The sequence below is a fragment of the Acinetobacter pragensis genome (assembly GCF_001605895.1).
In the GTDB taxonomy this organism is placed as follows: Bacteria; Pseudomonadota; Gammaproteobacteria; order Pseudomonadales; family Moraxellaceae; genus Acinetobacter; species Acinetobacter pragensis.
In genome coordinates this window covers 1-5,160 of sequence record NZ_LUAW01000052.1, presented here as the reverse complement: position 1 = coordinate 5,160, position 5,160 = coordinate 1, and the positions used below count along the sequence as shown (strand labels likewise).

3 protein-coding genes and 3 pseudogenes are annotated in these 5,160 nt (G+C 44.4%); 4 read left to right on the top strand and 2 right to left on the bottom strand.

What is annotated here, in order from left to right:
- The 3 genes and pseudogenes from AZH43_RS16250 to AZH43_RS16240 form a co-directional block, all read left to right on the top strand.
- A pseudogene (locus tag AZH43_RS16250) lies at positions 1–261 on the top strand (TrmH family RNA methyltransferase); the annotation flags it as partial.
- Positions 262–1,271: 1,010 nt separating this feature from the next.
- Positions 1,272–2,666: a prephenate-dependent tRNA uridine(34) hydroxylase TrhP gene (gene trhP / locus AZH43_RS16245; protein WP_067671937.1), complete on the top strand. Its 1,395-nt coding sequence runs from the start codon at positions 1,272–1,274 to the stop codon at positions 2,664–2,666.
- Between the two features lie 9 nt (positions 2,667–2,675).
- A complete protein-coding gene (locus AZH43_RS16240; RefSeq protein WP_067671934.1) occupies positions 2,676–2,930 on the top strand; it encodes a YfhL family 4Fe-4S dicluster ferredoxin in 255 nt (84 codons plus the stop codon).
- Between the two features lie 281 nt (positions 2,931–3,211).
- Here AZH43_RS16240 and ahpF read toward each other — a convergent pair whose 3' ends face one another.
- Positions 3,212–4,777, bottom strand: a complete 1,566-nt coding sequence (gene ahpF / locus AZH43_RS16235) for an alkyl hydroperoxide reductase subunit F (RefSeq protein ID WP_067671931.1) — start codon at positions 4,775–4,777, stop codon at positions 3,212–3,214.
- A gap of 68 nt (positions 4,778–4,845) precedes the next feature.
- Between ahpF and AZH43_RS16230 the strand changes: the two are divergent.
- A pseudogene (locus tag AZH43_RS16230) lies at positions 4,846–5,079 on the top strand (efflux RND transporter permease subunit); the annotation flags it as partial.
- A 6-nt stretch (positions 5,080–5,085) separates the two neighbouring features.
- On the opposite strand, the pseudogene AZH43_RS18975 reads toward AZH43_RS16230, so the two are convergent.
- Positions 5,086–5,160 (bottom strand): annotated as a pseudogene (locus tag AZH43_RS18975) (hypothetical protein); the annotation flags it as partial.

The window sequence follows — 5,160 nt, the reverse complement described above, 5'->3', positions numbered from 1 at the left end:
GCGGCTGTGCGTCCTCATCCGACATTAAATGAAAAAGATTTAGACGACCTGCTGACGGCGTCCAAACAGCCTTTATTGCTGGCTTTGGATCAAATCACAGATCCGCACAATTTAGGGGCATGCATCCGTACCGCAGCGGCTATGGGTGTTGAGGCTGTGATTGTACCGCGTGACCGTGCGGCAAGCTTGACGCCGACAGCGCGGAAAGTCGCTGCTGGCGGTGCCGAAAAAGTGAAATTCATCCAAGTGACTAACTTGGCGCRTAATGGACAAACCATCATTAAAATAACGAATGGTTTTAATGTGTTTCGTTGGACTAATTAAGAAGTTCCAGCCATCCAATGGCATTGCAATGTGTAATTATCAACCTGTTGTTTACAGCTAAAATTGGCATAATTTCATCAAATAGATTAAGTATTAAGACAGTTTTTTATCGTGTTTTTCAATCTAAGCACATTGCCAATACGCAATTCAAAAGTTCGGAATCTAAAACGTCTGACCAACCTTAATTTTGAATGCAAAAATATGCTGACTGCTGTTTTCGTTGATGAAAAAATTCCTACACGGCATTCAATATAGAAAATAGAAACCTTTAAAAATAACAGATCGATATTTCAGCCCGTAATGACCATAAAACTTAGACTTCACTGCCGTATTAAAGTCAGAAAAAGGATGCTCTTTATCAATGCTGAAGCTGTAGACTGAGTAAAAATCACTGCTTGCGCTGACAGAATTCCTGCTCAGTAAATATAAAAAACCAAAATGCCTTCTATATATATAAATCATCAATTTACAAACATTTAGTTACTAAAAAACTAGTATGCAGACCGAATAACAACCTTCCTGAGTAAATTTATCTTGATGCCGCCATACATTTTTCACGCAGTAAAACCTTCTCAACATTAAGAAATAAATCAAACGATCTTATACGGCATTAAACCTTCGATTTTGAAAAAAATGAGCACAGCAAAATAACTGATTTATTATTTATATTTAGGCCTATAAAGCGTCCATTGCCAGTAAATCTCAGCAGTATTTTTAGCCCCCAATTCATTCATCATTCTATCTTCTTTAATCCATTCAATATTTCAAAAACACCATCCATTCTGCTTTATATTATTTTGATGGATCTTTGAATTTATCGGGTCAGTTTGGCAATCTGATGCATGCCTTATCCAAATTTTTCATATTAATCCCGAGTTTTTTACTGGGTTGAAACATTTTTTTTTATCTCTAGAATAAAACCATAAATTTTTTATGCCTTTAATGACATGACCATTTCACACGTGACTGAACTCCTCTCTCCTGCCGGCTCGCTGAAGAATATGCGCTATGCATTTGCTTATGGCGCAGACGCTGTTTATGCAGGACAGCCGCGTTACAGCCTGCGTGTGCGCAATAATGCTTTTGATCATGACAATCTGAAGACCGGAATTTCTGAAGCGCATGCTTTGGGCAAAAAGTTTTATGTGGTGGTGAACATTCAGCCGCATAATTCTAAGCTGAAAAACTTTATCCGGGACTTAGAACCTGTTGTGGCCATGAAGCCTGATGCGCTGATTATGTCAGACCCTGGACTGATCATGATGGTGCGCGAACACTTCCCTGAGGTGCCGGTGCATTTATCGGTGCAAGCCAATGCAGTCAATTGGGCCACTGTAAAATTTTGGAAAAACATGGGCCTGACCCGCGTCATTTTATCGCGCGAACTGTCTATGGAAGAAATTGAGGAAATTAAGAATAACGTGCCGGATATGGAAATTGAAATTTTCGTACATGGCGCGTTATGCATGGCTTATTCCGGCCGCTGCTTACTTTCTGGCTATATGAACAAACGTGATGCCAATCAAGGCGCTTGCACCAATGCGTGCCGCTGGGACTATAAAATTCACGAGGCAGCACAAGATGAAACTGGCGATGTTATACCAGTAACACAAATTGAAGAATCATCATGCTGTCAAAACAAAGATGCCGACGAGCAGCACGCCATACAACAACACCAATTTGGCGAGCCGGTTTTATTACAGCGCAATGAAGAAGACATGTTTGCAGCCGAAGAGGACGAGCATGGCACTTACTTCATGAATTCAAAAGATCTGCGTGCAGTACAGCATGTTGAACGTTTGACCAAAATGGGCATTCATTCGCTGAAGATTGAAGGCCGTACAAAATCGTTTTTCTATTGTGCCCGCACAGCGCAGATTTACCGTAAGGCCATAGATGATGCGCTGGAAGGCAAGCCTTTCGATCCCTCCTTAATGTCACAGCTGGAAGGCTTGGCAAACCGCGGCTATACCGAAGGTTTCCTGCGCCGCCATGTACACAGTGAATACCAAAATTATGAAACAGGTTCATCGCGTTTTGATCATCAGCAGTTTGTTGGCGAAGTATTAGAACGGAATGGCGACTATCTTAAAATTGAAGTGAAAAACCGATTTATTGTCGGTGACTCGCTGGAACTTATGACCACTTCTGGCAATATCACTTTTACTTTAACAGAAATGAAAGATAAGAAAGGTAAGCTGATCACAGATGCCAAAGGCTCAGGCTATATCGTTGATATTCCTGTCCCGGCTGATGTTGATATGGCCTATGCCCTGCTGATCCGCAATTTGCCTAATTCTGCTGCCGATATTTCTGCCGCGTCTTTGGCTTATCAGGCTTAACGGTCTGCTATGGCATTGCTGATTACCGACAAGTGCATTAACTGCGATATGTGCTTGCCTGAATGCCCGAATGAAGCCATTTATGAAGGCGCGAAGGTGTATGAGATTGAGATAGAACGCTGTACAGAATGCATTGGCTTTTATGACCATCAAACCTGTGTTTCGGTCTGCCCCATCGAATGCATTATTCCGCACCCTGAACACGCAGAAACTCAGGAACAGTTAATGAAAAAATTCGAAGGCTTGAATTTATTTGGCAAATAACCTTGGGGAAGGCTGGATAAGAGGAACAAAGCGGTTAGAAAGTTCCCGACAATAATAACATCGACAATGAGAACAACGCTTAACACACTGTGTTAAGAAAAAGCCAAAGTGACTGGGGACACTTTGGCTTTTTCTTTATATTTGACATAAAAAAAGGAACTTCGGTGTTAGCATCCAAAGTTCCTGAAAAGGTTAAATCTAAAAAAGCATTCAAATTAATATTTTGCTGATTGAACTCAGATGCAGGCATCTGAGTTCAATATCATATTCACGTTACCCGCTTAGATTCCCGAACGGATGATGTAATCAAAAGCAGACAATGAAGCTTTCGCGCCTTCACCTGTCGCAATGATGATTTGCTTGTACGGCACTGTCGTACAGTCACCGGCCGCGAATACGCCTTTCACATTGGTTTCGTTGCGGTCGTTAATTACAATCTCGCCGCGGTTTGAAAGTTCTACACTAGTTTCTTTTAAGAAATCAGTGTTCGGCAATAAACCGATTTGCACGAAGATCCCTGCAAGCTCAATGGTTTTGATTTCATCTGTGGCGCGGTCTTTGTATTTCAGCGCAGTCACTTGCGAACCGTCACCGACCACTTCAGTTGATAATGCATTCATGATCACAGTCGTATTCGGCAGGCTGTTCAGCTTGTCCTGCAGCACTTGGTCTGCACGTAATTTAGTATCAAACTCAACTAATGTTACGTGTTCAACAATGCCTGCAAGGTCAATCGCCGCTTCTACACCGGAGTTGCCGCCGCCGATCACCGCAACACGCTTGCCTTTGAACAGCGGGCCGTCACAGTGCGGGCAGTACGCCACGCCGCGGGTTTTATACTCTTTCTCGCCCGGAACATTCATCTCTCTCCAGCGTGCGCCAGTAGACAGAATCACTGTTTTAGATTCCAGTTTCGCGCCGTTTTCTAAAGTCACTTCCACCAAGCCGTTAGCCGTTTGGTCTGCGCCTTTAATGCCCGATACGCGCTGCAGGTTCATGATGTCCACGCCGTATTCACGCACATGCTCTTCCATCGCCGCTGCGAATTTAGGGCCTTGGGTTTTTTGAATAGAGGTGTAGTTTTCAATGTCCATGGTATCCATGACCTGACCGCCCATGCGTTCAGCCACAATACCGGTACGGATGCCTTTACGCGCCGCATAAATTGCAGACGTGTTGCCTGCAGGGCCGCCGCCAATGACTAATACATCAAACGCTTCTTTGGCATTCAGCTTTTCAGCATCTTTGGCTGCTGCGCCGCTATCCAATTTGGCAATGATTTCTTCCAAAGTCATGCGCCCCTGACCGATATGCTCGCCGTTTTGGAACAGCATCGGCACCGCCATGATTTTGCGTTCTTCCACTTCGTCCTGGAAGAATGCGCCGTCAATCATGGTTGCCGTTGCGCCAGGGTTGTAGATGGCGATCAAGTTCAATGCCTGCACCACGTCCGGACAGTTATGGCAGCTTAACGATACGAATACGTCAAAATCGGCAGTCAGGTTCAAGCCTTTGATTTGCGCCAGAACTTCATCAGACACTTTAGGCGCATAGCCTGAAACCTGAAGCAAAGCCAGAATCAGTGATGTGAACTCGTGGCCCATCGGCAGGCCGGCGAAGTTGACACGCGGCTGCTCGCCTTTTTTTGCAATGCCGAAGCTTGGCGCACGTGAATTAGTGCCGTCAAAGCGCGCAGTCACCTGATCAGACAGCGCAGCGACTTCAGTCACCAGCTCTTTGATTTTGTCAGATTTGTCAGTGCCGTTCAGGGTGGCCACGATTTCAATTGGGCTTTCCAAACGTTCAAGCAGGGTTTTAAGTTGAGCAGAAGTATTTTGATCCAGCATTGCTAACGCCTCCAAAGGAGTAAATATTTATTCGATGTGTGAATAATAGGGRAKYKRWMAWRRWAKMYAGCGCGTATTTAAACGGTAAAACAGCCGTAGCCATTGATATTCTGCGCAGTTCAGATTCAAACGTCATTGAAGTCACGGACAATACCCGTAAAACGCTGGAAGAAATTAAAACCCAGCTGCCAAATGGTACAACAGCAGACATTGTCGTGGACTCATCGAAAGGTRTCCGCGGCAGCATCAAAGATGTCGCCCGCACCATTGTTGAAGGCGCTGTKCTGGCCATTCTGATTGTGCCCTGTTAAACGCCAAACGCGTTTTAAGAAGCGATTTGAACCTTCAACACCGGCATCCGACCATTCAAGTGATTGGTCAGG

What these genes read in the sequence shown, in the direction of transcription:
- trhP (WP_067671937.1), top strand. Translation starts at nt 1,272, where the DNA reads ATGACCATTTCACACGTGACTGAACTCCTCTCTCCTGCCGGCTCGCTG.
- AZH43_RS16240 (WP_067671934.1), top strand. Translation starts at nt 2,676, where the DNA reads ATGGCATTGCTGATTACCGACAAGTGCATTAACTGCGATATGTGCTTG.
- ahpF (WP_067671931.1), bottom strand. Translation starts at nt 4,777, where the DNA reads ATGCTGGATCAAAATACTTCTGCTCAACTTAAAACCCTGCTTGAACGT.